25 protein-coding genes are annotated in these 22,139 nt (G+C 70.7%); 21 read left to right on the top strand and 4 right to left on the bottom strand.

What is annotated here, in order from left to right; translation table 11 throughout:
- Positions 1 to 204: 204 nt before the first annotated feature.
- From HW578_RS09210 to HW578_RS09240, 7 genes are all read left to right on the top strand, one after another.
- Complete coding sequence (locus tag HW578_RS09210; protein WP_232478819.1) at positions 205 to 603, top strand: DUF6511 domain-containing protein; 399 nt, start codon at positions 205 to 207, stop codon at positions 601 to 603.
- Positions 604 to 610: 7 nt separating this feature from the next.
- Entirely contained in the window at positions 611 to 1,387 is a 777-nt protein-coding gene (locus HW578_RS09215) for a hypothetical protein (protein ID WP_369407860.1), read from the top strand.
- Entirely contained in the window at positions 1,384 to 2,667 is a 1,284-nt protein-coding gene (locus HW578_RS09220; RefSeq protein ID WP_198370258.1) for an ATP-dependent DNA helicase, read from the top strand. The genes HW578_RS09215 and HW578_RS09220 overlap by 4 nt, the downstream gene beginning before the upstream one ends.
- Complete coding sequence (locus tag HW578_RS09225; RefSeq protein ID WP_198370259.1) at positions 2,660 to 5,593, top strand: DUF7146 domain-containing protein; 2,934 nt, start codon at positions 2,660 to 2,662, stop codon at positions 5,591 to 5,593. Before HW578_RS09220 ends, HW578_RS09225 begins: the two co-directional genes overlap by 8 nt.
- 127 nt (positions 5,594 to 5,720) lie before the next feature.
- A complete protein-coding gene (locus HW578_RS09230; RefSeq protein ID WP_198370260.1) occupies positions 5,721 to 6,269 on the top strand; it encodes a crossover junction endodeoxyribonuclease RuvC in 549 nt (182 codons plus the stop codon).
- A complete protein-coding gene (locus HW578_RS09235; protein ID WP_198370261.1) occupies positions 6,266 to 6,496 on the top strand; it encodes a hypothetical protein in 231 nt (76 codons plus the stop codon). The genes HW578_RS09230 and HW578_RS09235 overlap by 4 nt, the downstream gene beginning before the upstream one ends.
- Positions 6,497 to 6,584: 88 nt before the next feature.
- Entirely contained in the window at positions 6,585 to 7,037 is a 453-nt protein-coding gene (locus HW578_RS09240; RefSeq protein ID WP_232478821.1) for a DUF6456 domain-containing protein, read from the top strand.
- A gap of 5 nt (positions 7,038 to 7,042) precedes the next feature.
- Here HW578_RS09240 and HW578_RS09245 read toward each other — a convergent pair whose 3' ends face one another.
- On the bottom strand, positions 7,043 to 7,249 hold the full coding sequence (locus HW578_RS09245) for a hypothetical protein (protein WP_198370263.1): 207 nt from the start codon (positions 7,247 to 7,249) through the stop codon (positions 7,043 to 7,045).
- Between the two features lie 73 nt (positions 7,250 to 7,322).
- Here HW578_RS09245 and HW578_RS09250 point away from each other — a divergent pair, with 73 nt between their 5' ends.
- From HW578_RS09250 to HW578_RS09270, 5 genes are all read left to right on the top strand, one after another.
- Positions 7,323 to 7,658 carry a hypothetical protein gene (locus tag HW578_RS09250; RefSeq protein ID WP_198370264.1) on the top strand — a complete coding sequence of 112 codons (336 nt, stop codon included), beginning with the start codon at positions 7,323 to 7,325 and terminating at the stop codon, positions 7,656 to 7,658.
- A 95-nt stretch (positions 7,659 to 7,753) separates the two neighbouring features.
- Positions 7,754 to 8,065: an HU family DNA-binding protein gene (locus tag HW578_RS09255; protein WP_137128039.1), complete on the top strand. Its 312-nt coding sequence runs from the start codon at positions 7,754 to 7,756 to the stop codon at positions 8,063 to 8,065.
- 33 nt (positions 8,066 to 8,098) lie between these two features.
- Positions 8,099 to 8,338 (top strand): helix-turn-helix domain-containing protein, encoded by a 240-nt coding sequence (locus HW578_RS09260; protein WP_198370265.1) that lies wholly within the window; start codon positions 8,099 to 8,101, stop codon positions 8,336 to 8,338.
- Between the two features lie 298 nt (positions 8,339 to 8,636).
- Positions 8,637 to 10,106, top strand: a complete 1,470-nt coding sequence (locus HW578_RS09265) for a site-specific DNA-methyltransferase (protein ID WP_198370266.1) — start codon at positions 8,637 to 8,639, stop codon at positions 10,104 to 10,106.
- Positions 10,096 to 11,349, top strand: coding sequence for a site-specific DNA-methyltransferase (locus tag HW578_RS09270; protein WP_198370267.1), 1,254 nt, complete (start codon positions 10,096 to 10,098; stop codon positions 11,347 to 11,349). Before HW578_RS09265 ends, HW578_RS09270 begins: the two co-directional genes overlap by 11 nt.
- Here the strand turns inward: HW578_RS09270 and HW578_RS09275 are convergent.
- On the bottom strand, positions 11,321 to 11,875 hold the full coding sequence (locus tag HW578_RS09275) for a uracil-DNA glycosylase family protein (protein WP_198370268.1): 555 nt from the start codon (positions 11,873 to 11,875) through the stop codon (positions 11,321 to 11,323). The genes HW578_RS09270 and HW578_RS09275 overlap by 29 nt on opposite strands.
- Before the next feature lie 163 nt (positions 11,876 to 12,038).
- Positions 12,039 to 12,926: a DUF3489 domain-containing protein gene (locus HW578_RS09280; protein ID WP_198370269.1), complete on the bottom strand. Its 888-nt coding sequence runs from the start codon at positions 12,924 to 12,926 to the stop codon at positions 12,039 to 12,041.
- A gap of 175 nt (positions 12,927 to 13,101) precedes the next feature.
- On the opposite strand from HW578_RS09280, the gene HW578_RS27770 reads away from it, so the two are divergent.
- Genes HW578_RS27770 through HW578_RS09310 form a run of 6 tightly spaced genes read left to right on the top strand, consistent with a single transcriptional unit; the run spans position 13,102 to position 18,328 of the window.
- Positions 13,102 to 13,692: an elements of external origin gene (locus tag HW578_RS27770; RefSeq protein WP_232478822.1), complete on the top strand. Its 591-nt coding sequence runs from the start codon at positions 13,102 to 13,104 to the stop codon at positions 13,690 to 13,692.
- On the top strand, positions 13,692 to 15,650 hold the full coding sequence (locus tag HW578_RS09290; RefSeq protein WP_198370270.1) for a phage terminase large subunit family protein: 1,959 nt from the start codon (positions 13,692 to 13,694) through the stop codon (positions 15,648 to 15,650). The genes HW578_RS27770 and HW578_RS09290 overlap by 1 nt, the downstream gene beginning before the upstream one ends.
- Before the next feature lie 14 nt (positions 15,651 to 15,664).
- Positions 15,665 to 16,018 (top strand): hypothetical protein, encoded by a 354-nt coding sequence (locus HW578_RS09295; protein WP_198370271.1) that lies wholly within the window; start codon positions 15,665 to 15,667, stop codon positions 16,016 to 16,018.
- Positions 16,015 to 16,620: a hypothetical protein gene (locus tag HW578_RS09300; protein ID WP_198370272.1), complete on the top strand. Its 606-nt coding sequence runs from the start codon at positions 16,015 to 16,017 to the stop codon at positions 16,618 to 16,620. The genes HW578_RS09295 and HW578_RS09300 overlap by 4 nt, the downstream gene beginning before the upstream one ends.
- Complete coding sequence (locus HW578_RS09305) at positions 16,620 to 16,856, top strand: phage head-tail joining protein (protein ID WP_198370273.1); 237 nt, start codon at positions 16,620 to 16,622, stop codon at positions 16,854 to 16,856. Before HW578_RS09300 ends, HW578_RS09305 begins: the two co-directional genes overlap by 1 nt.
- Positions 16,856 to 18,328, top strand: a complete 1,473-nt coding sequence (locus HW578_RS09310) for a phage portal protein (RefSeq protein ID WP_198370274.1) — start codon at positions 16,856 to 16,858, stop codon at positions 18,326 to 18,328. Before HW578_RS09305 ends, HW578_RS09310 begins: the two co-directional genes overlap by 1 nt.
- A 22-nt stretch (positions 18,329 to 18,350) precedes the next feature.
- Here HW578_RS09310 and HW578_RS09315 read toward each other — a convergent pair whose 3' ends face one another.
- Complete coding sequence (locus HW578_RS09315; protein WP_198370275.1) at positions 18,351 to 18,797, bottom strand: hypothetical protein; 447 nt, start codon at positions 18,795 to 18,797, stop codon at positions 18,351 to 18,353.
- Between the two features lie 260 nt (positions 18,798 to 19,057).
- Between HW578_RS09315 and HW578_RS09320 the strand changes: the two genes are divergently transcribed.
- From HW578_RS09320 to HW578_RS09330, 3 genes are all read left to right on the top strand, one after another.
- Complete coding sequence (locus HW578_RS09320) at positions 19,058 to 21,055, top strand: prohead protease/major capsid protein fusion protein (RefSeq protein ID WP_369407859.1); 1,998 nt, start codon at positions 19,058 to 19,060, stop codon at positions 21,053 to 21,055.
- A gap of 90 nt (positions 21,056 to 21,145) precedes the next feature.
- On the top strand, positions 21,146 to 21,496 hold the full coding sequence (locus HW578_RS09325; RefSeq protein ID WP_198370276.1) for a DUF2190 family protein: 351 nt from the start codon (positions 21,146 to 21,148) through the stop codon (positions 21,494 to 21,496).
- Positions 21,496 to 21,894: a M15 family metallopeptidase gene (locus tag HW578_RS09330; protein WP_198370277.1), complete on the top strand. Its 399-nt coding sequence runs from the start codon at positions 21,496 to 21,498 to the stop codon at positions 21,892 to 21,894. The genes HW578_RS09325 and HW578_RS09330 overlap by 1 nt, the downstream gene beginning before the upstream one ends.
- Positions 21,895 to 22,139 lie beyond the last annotated feature (245 nt).

Here is a 22,139-nt window from a genome sequence, read left to right on the forward strand (position 1 = left end):
GGGCGAACACGGGCGCGCCCCAGGCGCCGGCGACGGCCGCCCCGGCCTGGGCTTCCTCTGCCGCCGCGCAGCCCGCCCAGCCCGCGCCTCCGCCGTCGCAGGCGCCGCTCGGCAATGGCCCGGCCTGGCTGAACGGCTGATGGCGGCATGGCGCGCCGCCGCTGGAGCAGGCCGCGGGAGGTTCGCGCTCCTGCCGCAAAGCCCATGCCGCTGCCGGGCTGCACGCCGGAGGACCAGGTTCGTCGCCTGGTCTGCGCCCTGTGCAGCCGAGAGGCGAAGGGCTTCGGCTACGTGCATGAGATGCGGCTCGGCGAGTTCCCGCACCACCGCTTCTGCAGCATGGCCTGCTGCGACGCCGGTGGCGCGCTCGCGCGGAGGTCAAACGGCGTGATCGACAAGACGCAGATGGAGGCGCGCGCGATCAAGGAGGCGCGGCGGCCGCTCGCCGAGGTGCTCGTCGAACTGCAGCTCATGGCGCCGTTCCACAACCGCAGCGCGGCGGACATCGACCGCATCATCGAAGCCTGCGTCGACGGGTTTCAGGCATCGATGCAGCGCCAGGCCGCCGAGCGCGACCCACTCGATGACCCCATTCCCTTCTGAGGTGACGGTGTTGCTCGACCTGAACCACGGCTCCGGTGTCGTCTATGGGCGAGGCGATGCGTCGCCAACCGACGCCGCCGCCATGACAGCGCGCATCAACATGCACATCGATGCTGCCCTGCTCGCGCGCCAGCGGCAGCAGGTGCCGCGAGACTATCTCGGGGGCAGCCGCGTCGGTGAGCCCTGCGCCCGCAAGCTGGTCTACGAGATCACCCACGCACCGAAGGATCGCGACTTCGACGCCGGCATCCTCCGCGTCTTCGATGCGGGGCACCAGTTCGAGGCACTCTCCATCCGCTGGCTCCGCTTGGCCGGCTTCGACCTGCGCGATCGTGGCGCGGATGGCGGCCAGTTCGGCTTCGTCGCGGCGGGAGGCAAGCTGCGCGGCCACGCGGATGGCGTCATCGTCGCCGGGCCAGATGTTGGCATCCGCTGGCCTTCCCTCTGGGAGCACAAGGCGCTCGGACAAAAATCGTGGACCGACCTGGTCAAGCGCGGGCTGCGCCTCTCCAAGCCGATCTACTTCGCGCAGGTGCAGCTCTACATGGCGTACCTCCAGCTCGAGGTGGCGCTGCTCACCGCGCTGAACCGCGACACGCTGGCGCTGCATCACGAAGCCGTGCCGTTCGATGCGGCCGAGGCGCAGCGCCTCTCCGACCACGCGGTCGACATCCTCCGCGCTGCTGAGGCGGGCGAGCTGCCGCCGCGCATCGCCCAGGCCTCCGACTTCTTCCTCTGCCGTCTCTGCCCCTACGCCACGCGCTGCTGGGAGTCGCCGGCATGAGCATCACACCGTCGCCGCAGCAGGCCGCCGCCATCGCAGCCATCGTGGACTGGTACCGGACCCGGCGCGACCACCAGCAGGTATTCCGCCTCTTCGGCTATGCCGGCACCGGCAAGAGCACGATCACCGCCGCCGCCATCGAGGCGCTCGGCCTCGATCCCATGGCACGCGACGGCGACACCACAGGCGGCGTGCTGTTCGCGGCCTTCACGGGCAAGGCGGCGCTAGTGATGACGCGCAAGGGCACGCCCGCCTCGACCATCCACTCGCTCATCTACCGCGTCTCGGAGGCAACGCCGGAGGAGATCACTCGCGTCGAGAAGGAGCTGTTCGACCTCCAACGCGATCTGCGCCGCGTGGGGCCAGCCGAGCGGGCCTTTGCGGAGACGCAGATCAGCAAGCTGCAGCTCCGTCTCGCCGACATCCACAAGCCCTCCTTCCTGCTGAACGAGCAGTCGCGCGTGCGGGACGCCGCGCTGGTCGTGCTCGACGAGGTCTCCATGGTTGGGCCGGAGATGGCGGCCGACCTGCTCGCCTTCGGCAAGCCGATCCTCGTGCTCGGCGATCCCGGCCAGCTGCCGCCGATCAAGGGCGCAGGAGCCTTCACCGAGGCGCCGCCCGACGTGATGCTGACCGAGATCCACCGCCAGGCCGGCGAGAGCGCCATCATCCGCCTCGCCACCATGGCGCGGCAGGGGATCGAGATCCCGCCCGGCGGACATGACGAGCATGTCTGGAAGCTCCCACGGAACGCCGTCGGTGCGCCCCAGATGCTCCGCGGCGGACAGGTCATCTGCGGCCGGAACAGCACCAGGCTGTGGCTGAACGGCGCCATGAAGGCCGCGGCCGGATTTCCGGCCACCTATCCGGAGGGCCGCAGCGAAAAGATTATCTGCCTCAAGAACCGGCATGACCTCGGCCTGGTCAACGGCATGTTCGTCAACCTCACCGACATCGAGGATGACGGCCCTCTTTCCTTCCGTGCCAGCGTTACGACGGAGGATGGCCTCGCGATCGCCGGCCGGCATCGCTTCTGCAAGGGGCACTACGACGACCACGTTCGACTGCAGCCGGATCGCGCGCGGCAGGATTGGCGCGAGCTCCGCGGCCTGATCGAGACCTCCTGGGGCTACGCGATCACCTGCCACAAGGCGCAGGGCAGCCAGTGGGAGAATGTCGTCGTCTATGACGACGGCCTCTCCCGCACACCCGAGGACCGTGCCCGCTGGGTCTACACCGCGATCACGCGCGCCGAGCGCGGGCTGGTGCTGCTTGATTGACCTGAACGACGCTGCCACGGCACCGGCGCGCTACGACCTCGAGGCCATCGTCCAGCGGTTGCGGGACACGGCGCATGCCTGGGTGCAGGGCCTGTTCCCGAACGGGCGGCGGCTGGGCGACGAATGGCGTCTGGCGAACATCCAGGGCGCGCCGCCACGGCGGTCGGGTTCCTGCGTGATCATGCTGCGCGGCGAGCATGCCGGCGACTGGCACGACTTCGACGGTGGCGATGGCGGGGGACCACTCTCGACGCTGGCGCATGGCACGGGCCTGGCGGACCGGGCGCTGTTTGCACATGCTGCGGGGATGACCGGTTGGACCGGCGAAGGCCCGGCGCGCCAGGAGCCCCCTTCCGCACCGAAGCCCGAGCGGGACGCCTCCCGGGACATCTCCTTCATCCGGGAACACGCGCAGCCGATCCAGGGCACGGCGGCGGAGCGCTATCTCGTGAGCCGCGGCCTCGTCGTGCCGGACGGCGCAGACCTGCTCTTCCATCCCGATCTGGCGAACTTCGAGACCCGCGCCGGCTACCCGGCGATGGTCGCGCTGGTCCGCAACCTCGCCGGCGAGGTGGTGGCGGTTCATCGCACCTACCTCCAGGACGACGGCGAGGCGGTCCGGAAGGCCGACATCCCGAAGCCGCGTATGATGCTTGGCCGGAGCGGCGGCGGCACGGTGCGGCTGGCCCCGCTCGGCCCGCATGGCGTGCTCGGCCTCTGCGAGGGCATCGAGACCGGGCTCGCCGCCATGCTGGCCTGCCCCGGGCTGCCGGTCTGGGCGGCGCTCTCGACAACGGGCCTCGAGCAGGCGGTCCTCCCGCCCGAGGCCAAGCGCGTCGTCATCCTCGCCGACCATGACGCATCGGGCGCAGGGATGCGGGCTGCGGAAGCCGCCGCCGCGAAGCTCCGCCTCGAGGGCCGCGAGGTATCCATCGCCCTGCCTCCACGCGAGGGCGACGACTTCAACGACATGCTGCAGAGCGACGGCGCGGCGGTGGTTGCGACCCTCGTCGACGCCGCCATGCGCAGGGGCTCCGCGGTCGAGCCCGCATCGGCGCCGAAGATCGGCCGCCACCTTCCGCTCGGATTCACCGAGCCGGCAGCACCCTTGCCCACCCTCCGCGCCGACGAGGGCGATCTCGCCCGCGCCGTGGATCGCGCCTGGACAGTCCTCCTCGCCTCGAACGATCCGCCGTGGCTCTTCCGGTTCGGTGGGTTGCCGACCTGGGTCGCGCCCGACGACGAGGGACGAGCGACCCCCGCGATCGTCACCGACGAACGCATGCGTCACATCCTCGCCCGCCTTGCGATCTGGCGCCGGATGACCGGCAAAGGGGAATCGGTGCCGGCTGCGCCGCCGGTGGCCACGGTGAAGTCGCTCCTCGCCACGCCCGATCCCAGCCTGCCGGTGCTCACAGGCATCGTCTCCACCCCGGTGTTCGGACGCGGCGGTGCGCTCCTCACCGAGCCCGGCTACCACCCCGATGCAAGGCTGCTCTACCAGCCGGCACCCGGGTTCGCCGTCCCTCCGATCCCGGCGCACCCGAGCCCCGCTGAAGTGGCTGCGGCGCGGTCGCTGCTCCTGGACGATCTCCTCGGAGAGTTCCCGTTCACTGGTGGCGCGGAGCGGGCGCACGCATTGTCGCTGCTGTTGCTCGGCTTTGTGCGGGCCAAGGTGGATGGGCCCACCCCTCTGCACCTCATCGAGAAGCCCACGCCCGGCACCGGCGCGACGCTGATGGTCGACGCGGTCGCTACCGTGCTCACCGGCGTCGGCGCCTCCGTCACCACCGAGGGACGCGACGACGAGGAATGGCGCAAGCGGATCACGGCGAAGCTCCGGCAGATCCCGTCGCTCATCCTCATCGACAATCTCAGGGAGAAGCTCGACAGCTCCGCGCTCGCCGCGGCCCTAACGGCGCCGTTCTGGGAGGACCGCGTGCTCGGCCAGTCGGAGATGGTCCGACTGCCGATCCGCTGCGCCTGGGTGGCGACCGGCAACAACCCGACCTTCTCCAACGAGATGGCGCGACGGCTCGTGCGCATTCGCCTCGACGCGCGGACCGACCAGCCGTGGCGGCGCGACGGCTTCCGGCACCCCGACCTGATGGGCTGGGTGCGCGCCAACCGCCCGCGGCTCGTCGCCGCCGGGCTCACGCTCTGCCAGGCCTGGGTCGCAGCCGGCCGCCCCCGCGGGACGCGCACCGTCGGCAGCTACGAAGCCTGGTCCGCGGTCATCGGCGGCATCCTCGAGGTCGCGGGGGTCCCGGACTTCCTCGGCAATCTCGACGAGATGCTCGCCGTATCGGACGCCGAGGGCGCGGTGTGGCGGCCATTCGTGCAGGCCTGGTGGGACCGGTTCGGCAGCGCCGAGGTCGGCGCCACCGAGCTCTACCCGGTCGCCTTGAACACGGAGCCCCCGTTCCCGCTCGGCGATGGCAGTGATCGATCTCAGCGGACGCGCCTCGGCAATGCGCTGACCCGGATGCGCGACCGGGTCTTCCGCATCGGTGAGCGGCGCTTCCGGGTCGAACTAACCCGCATCGTGCACCAGGCGCAGCGCTATCGGCTCGCCGTCGAAGCCGTCGTGGAGGGGCGCGCAGACGCGCCGCGTCACCCGCGGCCAGCAAGCGGATGGGAACCTGGGGAACCTCAGGGGAACCTCGTTGGCCGAGGTTCCCCTCCTGAAGCCCAGGAAAAACCGGGCTTCGGGGAACCTTGGGAACCTGGGGAACCTTTTTCAGACCCTTACACGCGCACGGGCGCACGCACGCGCGAAGAAGAAAAGCCGGGAAAAGGTTCCCCAGGTTCCCAAGGTTCCCCAACCCCAGGAAAGCACTGGGATTCGACAGGGGAACCTCGGGGGGAACCTCATCAAGAGGGTTCCCCGGCACCGGTGGTGCCCTGGCTGGACGGGGTGCCGTGATGCACCGCCCGCACAGCACCGGCCCGCCCAAACCGCGGCCGTCTGAAAGCCGGACGACGACGGCGAGCTCCGCCAAGAACCGCGCCGTCGTCGCCCTCACCAGGATCATCCCCTCTCGGAGACCATCATGGCTGTCGCGACTCTCCCCATGGCCGCCGCGCATGCAAGCGGCCCGCCCATCAGCATCCCGCCACCGGTCGCGCTCGACCGCCCCGCTGTGCTCGCCCTCGACCTCGGCACCACCACGGGCTGGGCGCTGCGCTCTCGCGACGGCGGCATCACCTCGGGCACCATCACCTTCAAGCCGAGCCGCTTCGAGGGCGGCGGGATGCGCTACCTGCGCTTCCGCAGCTGGCTCGGCGAGCTGGCAGCGCTTGCCGGCAGCCTCACGCGCATCGCCTTTGAGGAGGTCCGCGCCCATGCCGGCACCGACGCGGCGCACATCTACGGCGGCTTCCTCGCGCATCTCTCCGCCTGGTGCGAGGAACGCGGCGTGGCCTACGAGGGCGTGCCAGTCGGTACCATCAAGCGCTTCGCCACCGGCCGCGGCAACGCCGACAAGGCAGCGATGGTCGCCGCGATCCAGGCACGTGGCTTCCGGCCAGCCGACGACAACGAGGCAGACGCGATCGCCCTGCTGCTCTGGGCGACCGAGCCCATGGGAGGCCGCGCATGAGCATGCAAGGTGCACCGCTGGCACCCCGCTCCTGCCTCAACCGCGGCACGCGCAGCCCGACCAGCGACACGGAGGTCAACGCCATGCGCGCCGCCGCGTGGCATCGGCACGGCGTCGCCGCCATTCCTGTGGACGATGTCCTGGATCCCTGGCTGCGCCAGGCAATCACCAACGAGGCCAACCGGCGCTGGGGCCGACGCAACGGGGAGATTCACCATGGCCGGTAAGCGCAGGACCAGAGCCGCAAAGCCGAAGGGCGGGGACCTGGCAATGCCCTCGAAATGGCGGCTGCAGCACGGGCCGGTGGGGGAGCCGATGCGCGAGGCCGATCCCGAGACTGGCCTGCCGGTCGTGCACCGTCGCACGGTCGACACCCTCGGCCAGATGCTCGCCAACGGCACCATCACGCAGGAGATGCACGACGCCGGCGCGGTTTTCCGCCGGCAGTTCCGCGTTGCGGCGCTCGACCAGCTGCGTGCCATGTCGCTGATCCGCATTCCCGGCGGCTCCGGTGATTCCCTCACCGATCGCCAGGTCGCAGCACGCGAGCAGGTCGCGCATGCCATGATGGCGCTGGGCGGCTTTGACAGCGCGGCCGGCTCCTGCGTCTGGCACGTGGTCGGCCTCGAGCACTCCGTCCGCGAATGGGCGCAGCGGCAAGGTTGGGGTGGGCGTAGCGTCGGACATGCCCAGGCCCAGGGCATGTTGGTGGCGGCACTCGGCGTGCTGGCCGTGGTGTACGGCTTGGCGCCTCGGCAGGCCGCTTGAGCAGGTCACTCGGCGTCGAGGACGTAAGCCACCGCATCGCCGATCAGCGTGAACGGCAGGGCTGGATGATGTGCCAGGATGGCGTCGTGCACTGCCCTGCGCGGGTCGGTCCGGGTGAAAGGATCCGGCGGCCGTCGTGCAGCCCGCGCGGCCGCCAGGCTCGCCGCGCTCAGCCACGTCGGTGGAGGGCGGGTCTGGTCACCGTCGGGCATGCTGGACGATAGCCGGCACTATGAGAACAAGACAAGAACATGCTATGGAGCGCCATCGACCAGGAGGACGGACATGGCGGCAAAGCAGCGGGCAGCGATGCGCCCCCTCGACGCGGCGCTGGTGCGCCTGCAGGCAATGGCCGCGCGCGGGGTGCAGCCCACCCGCATGGCGCGCGAGGTCGAACTCATCGTCGGCGAATGGCTCGGCGAGGCGGACGCCGATCCCGACGAGGTGAAGGTCCGCCTCGACGAGCTCCGCGAGCAACTGGCGTCGGGCGTCGTCGATGCTGAGGAGCAGGTGTCCTACGTCGACCCTGACGAAGCCGCTGCCGTGAAGCAGGCCGGCGTCACCCTGGCGGCGCTGGTGGCGACGAGGGACGCGGTGGAGCGGGCGCGCGACGCGCTGTAGCGCCGCAGCGCGCGCAGTGCGGGCATGCGGACAAGGGGACTGACAAGCCCCGCAGGCTCCGCTACGGCAACGTATCCGCAACGGAGATCCAGTCTGTGTCGAAGAAGTTCCTGACCGAGGTCATCGCCAACTCGACCGACCTGTCCGGTGTCGCAGCGACCAAGCTGGCCGGCGACATCATCGATGCCATCAAGGCTGAAATCGTGGAGAGCGGTCGTTTCACCATTCCTGACTTCGGCGCCTTCGTCGTGCGCGAGACCCCGAAGCGCACCGGCCTGAATCCGCGGACCGGCGAGAAGGTGCAGATCAAGGCCGGCGCGACGGTGCGGTTCAAGGCCAGCCCCGGGCTTAAGGCAGCCGCGCTCGGCGGGGTGAAGAAGGCGAAGCGCAAGGCCGCGAAGGGCTGAGGCTGGGTCACACGGGGGGAGTGCCACGACGGCATGGAACATCTCCTGACACCACGGCTCTGCCGTGAGGCACGCACGCTGCTGGATCTGGACGCGGCCGAGGTTGCGTTCGTCGCACGCGTACCGGTGGCGGTGCTGGAGATGTTCGAGGCGGGGCATGCCACGCCACCGGCAACAGTCCTGGCCAAGCTGCAGCGGATCTTTGAGCGTGGTGGCGTCGCCTTCACGCCGGAGACCAGCAGGCGCGGCGTGCAACTGCGGACCTGCACGTAGCGTGTCGGACGGGGGCGCCGCGCTGTTACAATTCTACCTGTAGCGGCGCGGAATCCGCAGCCGATAAAGTCTCCCCACGGTGAAGGACTGCGAGCGCAGCCGCGGCGGCGCTGGCTCATCAGCCACAGCGTCGCTCGATCGAGACAGTGGCTCTCGAGCCGATGGTTCCTTCCCGGCCCCGCTGTATGCGGGGGGCGGAAGCGCGCAAGGCGCTTAGCGTCAGCCCCGTTTTCCAGGTTGCCAGCGCTGCCAGGTTGCCAGCCTCGGCGCCTTTCATTCGAACATCACGCAGGTCCCGATGCCCCAGGCCCCATGGGCTGCGAGCGCCGTCGAAGCGCGGGCGGTCGCCTCGCTGCTGCCCTATGCCGGCAATGCGCGCACGCATTCCGCCGAGCAGGTGGCGCAGATAGCGGCGAGCATTCTCGAATTCGGCTTCGTCGCACCGGTGCTGGTCGATGAGCGCGGCGAAATCATCGCCGGCCACGGCCGGCTTCTGGCCGCGCAATCCCTCGACCTTGGCGTGGTCCCGACCATCGTCCGCGCGGGGCTTACCGATGCGCAGAAGGCTGCGTACCGCCTCGCCGACAACCGCATTGCGCTGAACGCCGGCTGGGACGAGGCGCTGCTCGCCGCCGAGGTCGCCAAGCTGCAAGAGATGGGCGGCATCGATCTCGCCCTCACCGGCTTCGATGGCACCGAGATCGAGCGGCTGCTGGCGGGACTGGAAACCGAGGCCGGCAACCTTGCCAGCCCGGCGGTTGCCACGGCCGCCGACCCTGCGGCTGGCAACCAATCCGCGGAACCAGACGCGGAGGCTGCCCCCGACCCTGCTGACATTGAGCCGGATCCGCCGCGCCAGGCGGTCACCCGCCCGGGGGACCTCTGGCTGCTCGGCGAGCATCGGCTGCTCTGCGGCGACAGTACCGATGTCGCGGCGGTCGCCTGCGTCATCGGTGACGAGCGCGCGGCCCTGCTGTTCACCTCGCCGCCCTACGGCAATCAGCGCGCCTACACCACCGGTGGCGTCTCGGATTGGGACGCGCTGATGCAGGGCGTGTTCGCCACCCTGCCGGGCGCGCTGCGCGCGGACGGCCAGGTGCTGGTGAACCTCGGCCTGATCCATCGCGAGGGCGAATGGCAGCCCTATTGGCAGGGCTGGCTCGACTGGATGCGGACGCGGGGTTGGCGGCGCTTCGGGCTCTACGCCTGGGACCAGGGTCCCGGACTGCCGGGGGACTGGAACGGCCGCCTCGCGCCGGCCTTCGAGCTGGTCTTCCACTTCAATCGCGAGGCCCGACCACCCAACAAGATCGTGCCCTGCAAATGGGCCGGCACGCCGAACAAGGGCAGCGGGCTGCGCGCCGCCGACGGCGAGGTGAAGGCCTACACCCATATCGGCCTGCCGGTGCAGGAGATGCGCATCCCCGACAGCGTGCTGCGCATCACCCGCCACAAGGGCCGGGGGATCGAGACCGAGCATCCGGCAGTGTTCCCGGTGGCGCTGCCAGAACTGCTCCTGCAGGCCTACGCCAATCTCGGCGATGCGGTGTTCGAGCCCTTCGCCGGCTCCGGCACCACGATCCTCGCCGGACAGCGCACGGGGCGGAAGGTGCGGGCGATCGAGCTCGCGCCCGCCTATGTCGACCTCGCCATCGCGCGCTACCGCATGCTGTTCCCTGAGTTGAGCGTCACGCTCGACGGCGACGGACGCGGCTACGACGCGGTCGCCGCCGAGCGGGCACCGGAGGTCACGGCGAATGCAGCCTGACCTTCGCGTCGAGACGATGCCGGTTGCCGCCCTCGCGCCCTATGCGGCGAACGCCCGGCTGCACCCGACCGAGCAGGTGGCGCAACTCGCCGCCTCGATCGCCGAATTCGGCTTCAACGTGCCGGTGCTGGTCGACGACGCCGGCGTGCTGATTGCCGGGCACGGCCGGATCCTGGCCGCGAAGGCGCTCGGGCTGCAGGAAATCCCCGCCATCCGCCTCGGCCACCTGACCGAAGCGCAGGCCCGGGCCTACCGCCTGGCCGACAATCAGTTGGCGCTCAACTCGACCTGGGACGAGAGCCTGCTGGCCGCCGAGTTGCGGGCGCTGCGCACCGAGGAGTTCGATCTCGGCCTGATCGGCTTCGACGGGACGATGCTGGATCGGCTACTCGCCGACGCGCCGCCCGAGGCACCGGCCAGTGCGGGCACCGATCCCGACGCTCCGGCGCCGGAGCCACCGGCGGCGCCGGTTACGCGTCCCGGTGACCTCTGGCTGCTCGGCCCGCATCGCCTGTTGTGCGGCGACTGCACCGACGCCGCGGATGTCGCGCGGTTGCTCGATGGCGCGCGGCCGCATCTGATGGTCACCGACCCGCCCTACGGGGTGAACTACGATCCGGAATGGCGCAACGAGGCCGGCGTCTCGTCCACCATGCGCACCGGCAAGGTGGCGAACGACGACCGCGCCGACTGGCGCGCTGCCTGGGCGCTGTTCCCAGGCGACGTCGCCTATGTCTGGCATGCCGGGGTGCATGCCCGAACGGTGATCGAAAGCCTCGATGTGGCCGGCTTCGCGGTGCGGAGCCAGATCGTCTGGGCGAAGTCGCGCTTCGTGCTGGGGCGGGGCGACTACCATTGGCAGCACGAGCCGTGCCTTTACGCTGTGCGCAAGGGTGCGACCGGCCATTGGCAGGGTGCGCGCGACCAGGCGACGCTCTGGGCGATCTCAAACGGCGGGGACGAGGACGCCGCCACCGTGCACGGCACGCAGAAGCCGGTCGAATGCATGCGCCGGCCGATGGTGAACAACAGCGCTGTGGGCGACGCGGTCTTTGAGCCGTTTTGCGGCAGCGGCAGCACCATCATCGCAGCCGAGACTACGGGCCGCGTCTGCTACGCGATGGAGGTCGATCCGAAATACGTCGATGTCGCGGTGCTGCGGTGGCAGGCGCTTACCAACCGAGCAGGAGTTCTCGCCGCGGACGATCGCGCATTCAATGACGTTGCGGCTCGATCGCTGTAGGCGATGGGACAATAGTGCCGAGGCTGCGCCGCATTGCTTCCATGAGAGCATGCGCCTCCTCGGGTGAGTCGCTGTACTGCCCCGGCGGGGATGGCACGAGTAGAGTCGTGTAGCCAGCCTGCCGAAGGGCGTTGCCGACGGTCTTATCAACATGTCTGTAGCGCAAGATCATTGGCACTCGGCCAGCGACGGAAAGCCGTTGGAAGAGATCTGGAATGGCCGCTTGCAGCTCCCGATGCTTGAATGACTTCGCTGAGCGCGATGGAAGTCGGATGAGATCCGCGAGACCGATACCCTGGTCGAAGGCATCCTCGTCCTCGTGACCTGGTCTCAGATTGCTTAGTATTCCGTATCGACTAAAGAGGTTCCACATCAGCTTCCCGTGCGGACCCTGCCAGTAATGTCCGAGGGAAACGGACCTGAGGCCGGGGTTCACGCCCACGATCACGGCCCGGAGACCCGGCCGCAGTAGCTCCTTCAGGGTCGCAACCTGCTTGCCGTCGATGATGATCTGCTCCAACGCCACCGAAGCCACCTCCTGTCGCTATCTCCAGGCCGTGCAGCGCGACATCGCGCATTCAATGCAGGTGCGCCAACAGAGGCAACGTCGAATCAACTGAGCCGATAACGAAGGCGCGGAAGAGCAGCAGACAAGCTGCCCTTCCGCGGGAGCTGTATCGGGGGTCTGGTTAATCCCTGATGCCGTAGATCGTGAAGGATCCCTTCGCGCCCTCCTTGTTCGGCCCAACCTGGCGCACCCGCTCCAGCACCGTGACCTCGATGCCCTTCTTCTTCAGCCCGGCGAAGAATCCGCGCACGGTGTGCTGCTGCCAACCGGTCACCTCGCAGATCTGTGCGATAGTCGCGCCGTCCTCGCGGCGGAGCATCGCCAGCACCGTCTCCTGCTTCGTGCCCTCGCGCGGCTTGCGCGGCGCGCCCGCCTCGCGGGTCGGCTGGCCCGGCTTCGTGACGAGCGCGGCGCGCAGGGCTTCAATCGCGGTCGGCAGGTCGGTGCGCTGGTTTGTCTCGTCGTCCCAGGCATCCAGGACGCGCTGCGCGACCTTCCGCAGCGTCGCGTTGCGCGCCGGGCGCGGTGTTGCGAGGGCCTGGTCCAGCAGCGCCACGTCCTCTGCCCGGGCGGGGTAGAGGGCGGCCTCGGCGTTCGCCGCGGCGGGAGCCTGCGGCGGGGCGTCCTCCCCGCCCGTCGGCGCCGTGTCGGCAACCGCGGCGGGCTCGGCCGTCTCGACGTCGCCGTCGATGGGGCGGGGATCGACCCCGTTGCGCTCGTCGCGCGGGCGGGTGTCCTCGGGCTCCGCGGCCTCGCCATCCGGCGTGACGCCGATGGCGCGGAGCCCGGTCTCGGTGATCCGCAGCAGCCGCGTCCGGCCGTCGATCTGCCAGGCGTCCCGCGCGTCGGTGGCGCTGGCGTGCTCGTCGCTGACCAGCCCCTGCTTGATCAGGGCCTTCGCCACCGTCTGCCGCGCCGCGGCGGGCAGGCGCTCGGGCGGGATGGCCAGCCGGTCGTCGCGCTGGCTCGCCTGGCTGAGGATGATTCGCTGGGTGTCGGAGAGCTTCATCTCGAGGCTCCTGGTTCGGCACCCGAGAATCCGGGTGCTACTGCCCCGAGCCCCGTGCGGGGCGATGCGGCGCCGGACTGCGGCGCGTGACGCATGCTTCGCGCTGCGGCGGGGGCTGAGCCAAGCGCCATCGGCGCTGCGTTGATGGCGTTGTTCGAGGGATTTCGATCACATCATGATCGCCACCGCGCCGTCGGGCCGCGTGGCCTCGCAGCGCGAGGTGGCACGCCGCCTCGGCATCTCCCACACGGCTTTGCAGAAAGCCCAGCGCGCCGGACGCATCGCGCCCGAGGCCGACGGCAGCTGGGACATCAACAAAGTCCGCGCCCGGCTCGCCGACAGCAGCGATCCGACCCGCAAGACGGCGACGTTGCCGCCTGCGGCTTCGCCGCCAATGCCGTCGGCACCGCGGCCCGCTGCCACAACGCAGATTTCCGCACCGGCACCGGCCGCGGACCCACTGCCGCGTGCGACCCAGAACACCTTCCACGACGCGCGCACCGCGAACGAGGTGCTCAAGGCGCAGGAGCGCCGCCTGCGGCTCGACGAGCGCAAGGGCAAGCTGGTCGACAAGGCCCGGGCCCTGCTGCTGGTGCACCGCCTCGCCAAGGAGGAGCGCGACGCCATCCTGGCCTGGCCCGCCCGCGTCGCCGCCGAGATGGCGGCCGAGCTCGGCGTCGATGTGCATCGGCTGCAGACCATGATGGACACCCGCCTGCGCGAGCATCTCGCCGCGCGGCACGACGTGCGGGTGCAGGTGTCGTAATGGCGGGCGAGCATCTCTTGGAGGAGCTTGGACGCTTCGACGGCGATGCGGAGATCCTGCAGGCCTGGCGCGACGGCATGGCGCCGGAGCCGGCGCTGCTGGTCTCGGAATGGGCTGACCGGCATCGCCTTCTCGGCAGCCGGGGCTCCGCCGAGCCGGGGCCGTGGCGCACCGCGCGAACGCCCTACCTGCGCGACATCATGGACGCCCTGTCGCCGGCCCATCCGGCACGGCGGGTGGTGTTCATGAAAGGTGCCCAGGTCGGCGGCACCGAGTGCGGCAATAACTGGATCGGCTATGTCATCCACCACGCGCCCGGGCCGATGCTCGCGGTGCAGCCGACCACCGAGCTCGCCAAGCGCTTCTCGGACCAGCGCATCGATCCGTTGGTGGAGGAGACACCGGCGATCCGCGAACGGGTCGCCCCGGCGCGGTCACGCGACAGCGGTAACCGCCAGCTCAGCAAGGAGTTCCCCGGCGGCCAGCTGGTGATGACCGGCGCGAACAGCGCGGTCGGCCTGCGCTCCATGTCGGCGCGCTTCCTGTTCCTCGACGAGATCGACGCCTATCCCGGCGATGTCGAGGGCGAGGGCGATCCGATCGCACTGGCCGAGGCCCGCGCCCGCACCTTCGGCTGGCGGCGCAAGATGCTGCTAGTCTCGACGCCGACCATCGCCGGCCTGTCGCGGATCGAACGTGAGTACCTAGCATCCGACCAGCGCCGCTATGTCGTGCCCTGCCCGCATTGCGAGCACTACCAACATCTGCGCTTTGAGCGGCTGGTCTGGGATGAGGGCGCGCCCGACACGGCAAGGTACCTCTGCGAGGCCTGCGACGGGCCGATCGGGGAACAGCACAAGGCGGCGATGCTGGCCGGCGGGGCCTGGCGAGCGACCGCGGAGCCCACCGATCCGCACGCGGTCGGCTTCCACATCTCGGCGCTCTATTCGCCGCCCGGCTGGATGCCCTGGTCAGAGATCGCCCGGCTCTGGCTCGCCGCCCAGGGGGACGACCGAGCGATCAAGACCTTCCGCAACACCGTCCTCGGCGAGACTTGGCAGGAGGCGGGCGAGGCGCCGGACTGGCAGCGGCTCTACGACCGCCGCGAACACTGGCCGGTCGGCACGGTGCCGATGGGCGGCCTGCTGCTGACCGCCGGCATCGACGTGCAACGCGACCGCCTCGAGGCCAGCATCTGGGCCTGGGGACAGGACCGCCAGTCCTGGTTGGTCGAGCACCGCGTTCTGGCGGGGAACCCGTTCGAGACAGCGGTCTGGGAGGAACTCCGGCGGCTGCTGGGCGAGACCTGGCGCCATGCCTCGGGCCATCGCCTGCCCATCGCCATGGCGGCCATCGACAGCGGCGACGGCATGACCACTGCGGAGGTCTATGCCTTCGTGCGGCGGGCCGGCGCCGGCCGCGCCATCGCGGTCAAGGGCCAGGACGGACTGCGCGCCGCGATCGGTCAGCCGGCGGCGACGGAGGTGCGGCGCAACGGGCGCAAGCTCGGTGGGCTCAAGGTCTGGCCGGTCGGCTCGTCCTTCCTCAAGGCCGAGACCTATGGCTGGCTGAAGCTCGATCGCCCGACCGAAGAGAGTGGGGATCCCTTCCCCGCCGGGTTCCTGCACCTGCCGATCCATGCTGCCGGCGAGGAGTTCTGTCGGCAGCTCACCGCCGAGCAGCTGGTCGCTCGCGCTAGCCGCAACGGCTTCCGTCGGCTCGAATGGGTCAAGGCCAGGGAGCGCAACGAGGCGCTGGACTGCCGCGTCTATGCGCGTGCGGCCGCCGCCGCGCTTGGCATGGATGGCTGGGGTGAGGGACGCTGGGCGCGGATGGCCGATGCGCTGTCGCTGCCGGCCGACGAACCATCCTCCGCGGCGGCGCCGGCATCGTCCGCCGCTGCATCGCCGACCCGCCCTCGCGCCTGGCTTGCCCCGCGTGGTGGCTGGCTGCGCTGACACTGGAGATCTCCATGACCGCCATCGTCCCGGTGCGCACCAGCATCGCCGCTGGCCAGGCGCTGAGCGGGCCCGTCGCCAGCGTCGGCTACGGTGTCTGCCTGCTGCTGCTGCCCGCCACATGGACCGACGCCCCGCTCACCCTGCAAGGCTCGCTCGACGAGGGCGAGCCTGCAGCCTGGGCGGATCTCTACGACCATCTCGGCAATGAGGTGGTGCTGGCCGCCGCCGCCGGCCGGGCACTAACCCTGCCGCCCACCCTTCTGCTCGGCTGGCGCTGGCTGCGGATGCGCTCCGGCCTCGCCGCTGCGCCGGTGAACCAGGTGGCGGAGCGCCTTCTCACCCTCGGCATCCGGCCCCTCGCATGACCGCGCTCTTCCAGCACTACCTGCCGCCGGCGCCGGCGATGCTGCCCTACGTGTCGGGGCGCTTCTACGCCTCGCAGCACACGCGCGCGGTGGGCGGGGCGGTCGCGATGACGGCGAACCGGCTCTACTGCGTGCCCTACGTGCTCGCGCGGCCGGGGCTGTTCTCGGCCATGGCGGTCAGCGTGACGACCGGCGCCGCGGGCCTCCTGCGCATGGCGTTGGCTGCCGACGATGGCACTGGGCATCCGGGGCACCTCATCGAGGAGCCGGTGGCGGACGCCGACACGACCACTGCCGGCAGTGCGATCTGTGCCTTCGCGCAGCCGCGCTGGATCCCGGCCGGCATCTGGTGGTTACTGCTGTGCTTCTCGGGGGCGCCCTCGGTGCGCGGCACCAGCACACAGGCGTTCAGCGGGGGGAACACGCTGCTGCTCGGCTCGGCCGCGGCGGATGGTGGCGCTGGTGGCGGCACCGGGAGCGAGAACGGGTTCTTCGCGGCGCTGCCGCACCAGACCGGTGTGCCGATCATGCCCAGCCCGCCGGGTGGGCTGTCCTATCTGGCCAACGCAGCGGCGCCGCTGCCGACGCTGCGGGCGGCGTAATGGACCCGACCGTCCTGGCCTGGGCGCTGGCGCAACCGGCCGGCAGCCGCGCGACGGTGCTGGCCGCGGCCTACACCGGTGGCACGACGCGCGTGACCTTCGACGGCCGCACCGTGGAGTACCGTAGCCTCGACGAGCTCGGCCGGGCGCTGGCTGTGCTGCGCGGCGCGGAGATGAGCGCAGCGCGTCGTCCCTCCGTGACGCTTGCCAGCTTCTCGCGCGGGGGGAGCAATTGATGGGTCGGCTGCGGAATGCTTGGAACGCCCTGCGCGGCTATGCCGCCGCGCAGGACCAGCGTGCCTCCGCCTGGGCGCCCTCGGGCGGCAGCGCCAATGCCGAGGTCGGCATCGCCGCGGCGACGGTGGCGCGGCGCGCGCGCGACGCCGTCCGCAACGATCCCTATGCCAGCCGCATCGTCGACCTCTGGACCGGAAACGCGATCGGCGCCGGCATCACCACGCGCTGGCCGGACGATGCGCATGGTCGCGCCTGGCAGTACTGGGCAGAGAGCACCGCCTGCGACGCCGAGGGGCGACAGGACCTCTACGGCCTGCAGGCGCTGGTGATGCGGGCGGTGGTCGAGAGCGGGGAGTGCTTCGTGCGCTTCTTGATGGTGCCGCCATCGCCTGCCAATCCGATCGGCCTGCGCCTGCAGGTGCTGGAAAGCGACCATCTCGACACCGCGCGCAACGGCATGGTGGAGGGCGCGCCGACCATCCAAGGCATCGCCCTTGGCGAGGCGGGGGAGCCGACTGGCTACTGGCTGCATCGCGTGCATCCCGGCGCCGCCTGGATCCTGCCAGGCGCGACCTGGCAGAGCAGCCAGCGCGTTCCCGCGGCTGACGTCCTGCACATCTACCGCAAGCGCCGCCCCGGGCAGCTGCGCGACGTGTCCTGGCTCGCCCCGGTGCTGCTGCGCCTCCGGGACCTTGGCGACTACGAGGCCGCCCTGCTGATGAAGGCCAAGATCGAGGCCTGCCTCGCCGCGGTGGTCTCGGAGGAGGGCGACGAGGCCCTCACCGGCGCGGCGACCGGCCTACTACGCGACGCCCAGGGCCGGGCGGTGGAAAGCTTCGAGCCGGGGATGATCCTGTATCGCCGCGGCATGGGCTCGGTGGAGGTTGTGAACCCGAGTGGGGGCGGATCGCACGCCGCCTTCGCCCGCCGTGCCCTCGAGGCCGCCGCGGTCGGCGCCGGGCTGACCTACGATCAGGTCTCCGGCGACCTGACCCAGGCGAACTACTCCTCGCTCCGCGCCGGCAAGATCGAGTTCCGCCGCCTCTGCGAGCAGGTGCAGTACGGGATGCTGATCCCGATGCTGGTCCGTCCGATCGCCGAGCGCTTTCACGCGCAAGGCGCGCTGCTCGGCCTTTGGGGTGCGGAGATGCCGGACGGCGTGAGCCACGTCCCGCCGGCGCACGAGATGATCGACCCGCTGAAGGACACCACCGCACTCATCGCGCAGGTGCGCGCCGGCTTCGTGCCGCAGCCCGAGGCGGCCGGTGCCTTCGGCTACGACTTCCGCGCCGCGGTGGAGATGATTCGTGAGGCCAACGCGCTGCTCGACGAGGCCGGCCTCGCGCTCGACACCGATCCGCGCCGGGTCGCGAAATCAGGCGCCGCGCAGGATGCTGCGCAGATCGCGGCCATTGAGATTGCCGCGACAGGTGCCGCCGCGTCTGCTGGGCAGAACGCTGCGACGTCCTGAGCCGCGCGGCGCAACCGAGGTATTATCGGGCCTTGCGAGCCGTCCGCTGTGAACGGGCCTTGCCGGCCGTCCGCGCTGCAGAGGCGGGTGCTTGCGCCTTGCGCTTTGGGCCCGTGCTGCGGCGCTCAGCGCGTGACCGAAGCTGAGCAACGGGCGGTGCAGCTGACTTGCGCGGCGTCGCCGCCGCGAGCGGTGCAGGAGCATCCACGTGCGGTACTGAGCTCGGCGGCAGCGCAACGCGAAGTTGTTCAATGCTACCCTCTACCGCACTGAGTGCGGCAGGTGCTGCTTTGGAGGCGAGTTGCGCCATCCAAGGGGTGGTCCAGAAGCGCATCGCCTGCCTGCTCATCTCAGCGGCCATCGCCGTCTGCTGGCGGTGCATTTCTCCCATCCAGTAGCCTCGCATGGTGCCTGCGGTCGCATTCGCCGCGCTCAGCCAATGGGTCATGAACGGGTTGGTCAGGAACATCGGGTTCCTTGTCATCGGTTTTCTCATTTGATTGGTGAGCACCTTACATGGTGCGCCGCAACATGAATTGCGACTCTTTGCTGCCTTCGGAATCTTGAAAGGCGCAGAGCAGCGGCCAGGCGCCAATCGGCTGCTCCGAGACCCGGACCTCATCAAGACAAGGCTGACGAATGCACGACACCACGAACGCGGACGCGGGCCCCCTCGCGCCGGCGCCTGCGGCTGCGTCCGATCGACCTTCCATCGCTGGACAGTTGATCGTGGCCCAGCGTGCCATCACCGCGCCTGCCACCGTCGATCGTGCCGCGCGCACCGTCGAGGTGGTGTGGAGCACCGGCGCGCGGGCCCGCAACTTCGTCCCGGCCCTCGGCCTGATCACCGAGGAGCTGGAGATGTCGCCGAACGCGGTGCGGATGGAGGCACTGCGCTCCGGCCGCGCTCCGGTGCTCGACACCCATCGCCGTGGCGGCGCCAGGGATGTGCTAGGGCGGGTGGTCGCCGCCCGCCTCGAGCGCGGGCGCGGCTACGCCACGCTGCAGTTCAGCACCGCCGCCGATGTCGAGCCGGTCTGGCAGCGCATTGCTGACGGCACGCTGCGCGCGGTGAGCGTCGGCTATCGCGTGCACCGGTACGAGCCGCGGCCCGATGCCGCCACCGGCGAGACCGTCCATCGCGCGGTGGATTGGGAGCCCTTCGAGATCTCCGTCGTGCCGGTCCCGGTGGACCGCGATGCGGCGGTCCGGGCGCAGGGGGACCAGGGCCTCCTCGCGCCGACCATCGAGCCCGCCCTGCCTGACGAGGATCCACCCATGCCCGAGACGACGCCGGAAGCCCCGGCCACGCCGGCGCCGTCTGCGCCGCCCGCCACCCTGCCCCAGGAGACGACCGTGACCACCACGCCCAGCGCCCCGGCGCCCGAGCCGACTCGCGCTGCACCGGACCTCGACGCAGTCCGCGCCGAAGCGAGCCGCGCCGAGCGCGAGCGCATCGCCGGCATCGACGCCGCCGTCGAGGCGGCCCGCGCCCTGCTGCCGGCGGACCGCATCACCCAGGTGCGTGCCGAGGCCATCGCCCAGGGCTGGACCGGCGATCAGGCGCGCCGCGCCCTGTTCGACGCCCTGGTGGCGCAGGGCCCGCGGCCGTCCATTCCGGCGCGCCCGGAGTCCGGCCCCAGCCACGACGACCCGGCGCAGATCCTCGACGCCATGGCCGAGGCGCTCGCCGCCCGCGCCATGCCCGGGTACCAGCCCCAGGGGGCTGGCCGCCACGCGGAGTTCCTGGGCTGGCGTCCCTCCGACATGATCGGCGAGCTGCTGCGGGCCCGCGGCGAGCGGAGCGTGCCCCGCAATCCGACCCTGCTCGCCGAGCGCGCCTTCCACACCAGCTCCGACTTCCCGCTGCTACTCGCGGCCGCCGCCAACAAGATGCTGCTCGCCGCCTACGCCCCGGCGCAGCCGACCTATCGCCAGATCTTCCTGCGACGGGACTTCCGCGACTTCAAGCCGCATCGGCACCTGCGCATCGGTGACTTCCCGACCCTGCTGCCACTCGCCGAGAACGGCGAGATCCAGGTCGGCACCATGTCCGAGAGCCAGGAGATCGTCCTGCTGCAGACCTTCGCGCGGCGCATCCGCGTGACGCGGCCGATGCTGGTCAATGACGACCTCGGCGCCTTCACCGACTTCGCCGCGGCGATTGGCCGCCGCGTCGCCGAGTTCGAGAACGCCACCGCCTACAACCTGCTGAACAGCGCCAATGGCGACGGCCCGACGCTGACCACCGGCAGCGCGCCGGTGTTCGCCACCGGCGCCGTGCGCGCCAACAAGGCCAGCACCGGAACGGTGCTCGACACCTCGACCATCGGTGCCGGCCGCACCGCCATCATGAAGCAGCGCACGCTGGACGGCCTGCCGATCTCGATGGGCCAGACCATGCGCCTGCTGGTCGGCCCGAACCTCGAACTCGCCGCCCGCCAGGCGACCGTGGTCGTGCAGGCGAGCGAGATCGGCAAGGCGAACGTCTTCGCCGGCTTCGTGCAGCCGGTGATCGAGCCGCTGATCCAGGCGAACCGCTGGTACCTGTTCTCCGACCCTGTCGCGGCGCCGGTGTACGTCTACGGCTACCTGAACGGGGCGGAGGGGCCGCAGGTCACCACCGGCCCGGTGCAGGGGGCGGATGGCGTCGAAGTCAGCGTGATCTTCGACTTCGGCGTCGGCGCCATCGACTGGCGCGGCGCCTGGTTCAACCCGGGCACCTGATCCCGCCGTTCCCGCCTTTCCTGTCCGTATCGCGCCAGGGCGCCGCCGGAGACCCGGTCGGCGCCCTGCGCGCATTCAGGAGACCCTTCCATGCGCAACTGCATCCGCCCCGACGCGCGCTCCATCCCGATGGTGGTGCCCTATGCCGGCGGCATCCTCTCCGGCCAAGGCCTGCTGGTCGGAGCCTTCTTCGGCGTGGCGGCGGCCGACGCCGCGCAGAACGGCACAGTCGAGTGCGAGACCCGCGGCGAGTTCGAACTGACCAAGGAGCCCTCGCTTGCCATCAGCCAGGGCGTCCGCGTGTTCTGGGACAACACCAACCGCCGCATCACCACCACCGCGACCGGCAACTTCCAGGTCGGGCTCTGCACTGTCGCCGCGCTGGCGGCCGATGCCACGGTGCGCGTGATGCTGGCCCGCGTGCCGGCCTCGGGGGCGTGATGGCTGCGCTGCTGCCGCGCGATCGCGCGCGGCTCGAGGGCGTGCACCGCGACCTGGTGCGCGTCGTCGAACGGGCCCGCCAGGCGGTACCCTTCATCGTCACTGAGGGGCTGCGGTCGCGCGAGCGCCAGGCCCGGCTGGTCGCCATCGGGGCGTCACGCACCATGAACAGCCGGCACCTGACCGGCCATGCCGTCGATCTGGCCTACTGGCTCGACGACGGCGACGGTGCGGTGGAGCAGGGCGAGATCCGCTGGGACTGGCCGCTGTATGAGCAGATCGGCGCGGCGATGAAGGCCGCGGCGAAGGAGCTCGGCGTGCCGATCGTCTGGGGCGGCAACTGGGCCTCCTTCCGCGACGGCCCGCACTTTGAGCTCGACCGCACGGCCTATCCCTGATGGGCGCGGCGATCCTTGGGCTGCTCGGTCGGCATGCGCTGCCGATAGGCCTGGCGGCAGCCGTCGCCATGACGGCGCTGACCGCCTGGCACTTCCGGTCGCAGCGCGACGCCGCCCGGCTGGATGCCGCGACAGCCACGCGCACCGCCGAGGCGAATGCCGCCGCGCTCGCGCAGGCCACCGCCGAGCACGCCCGCCACATCGCCGCGCTGACCGGCGAGGCCGAGCGCGCCCGCGCCCAGGCC

It is taken from the genome of Roseomonas rosulenta (genome assembly GCF_016106005.1).
GTDB lineage: Bacteria > Pseudomonadota > Alphaproteobacteria > Acetobacterales > Acetobacteraceae > Neoroseomonas > Neoroseomonas rosulenta.